Genomic DNA, 788 nt, shown 5'->3' with positions numbered 1-788 from the left:
GGTGGTGTTTTAAAAAGTATGCTGACATTAAATGAAGCCATTATTGATGTAAAAGAAGGTTAAGTCGAAGGCTTTAAAATGGTTTTCAAGCTTTTTGGAGAAATTGCAACTTCTTCTAAAACCACGCCTTATTCGATGCCTTATTTTGCAATTATTACCTTCAATTCCTACAGTAAACAACTTACCAATACTTTGCTTGCAGTTTTTAAAAGCAGTGATGAAACTGTCCCAATGATCACTTGCAATTCGGGTGTAGTGAATACCTAATTGTTTAAGCTTTGTCTTCAACCTTTGGACTGTAGCTAAATCTCTCTTACCCCAAACATAAGCAACAATCTCACCTGTTTCTCGATGGTAGGCGTAAATAAGCCATTGTTTATTATTTTTATTTCCAACAAAAGTCCAGAATTCATCTACTTCGAGAGATTCATAATGACTTTGTTTAGGCTGAATTTGATAGGCCGATTCAGTTAAAGTCCGTAAGACTTTACCGATACTAATGCGCTCAACTTCAGCGATATCTCGTATACCGCTGCCTCTGACCATTAACTGTAATATTTTACGAGTAATGCCAGAATTACATCCTAGATAGCTCAGAGCATGGTCACCAATAAACTGACGTTTGCAGTCTTTGCATTGGTAGTTTTGTTTCCCATCTACTTTGATGCCATTTTTCTTTATACTGTCACTGAGGCAGGTTGGACATTTGATTTCTAGAGTTATTTGCATTTCTCTATTTTATCAAAATTCAACCTGCTTTTTTTTAGCATACTTTTTGATACACCACC

Annotated in this window: 1 protein-coding gene; it reads right to left on the bottom strand. The window is 35.9% G+C overall.

The annotated features are described in order from the left end of the window. Positions 1-27: 27 nt before the first annotated feature. Positions 28-729 carry an IS1 family transposase gene (locus tag ACWQ4X_RS19735; RefSeq protein ID WP_005005861.1) on the bottom strand — a complete coding sequence of 234 codons (702 nt, stop codon included), beginning with the start codon at positions 727-729 and terminating at the stop codon, positions 28-30. Positions 730-788: the final 59 nt, after the last annotated feature.

It is taken from the genome of Acinetobacter sp. NigerLNRRAM0016 (assembly GCF_054112845.1).
This window is presented reverse-complemented; position numbering and strand designations above follow the sequence as displayed.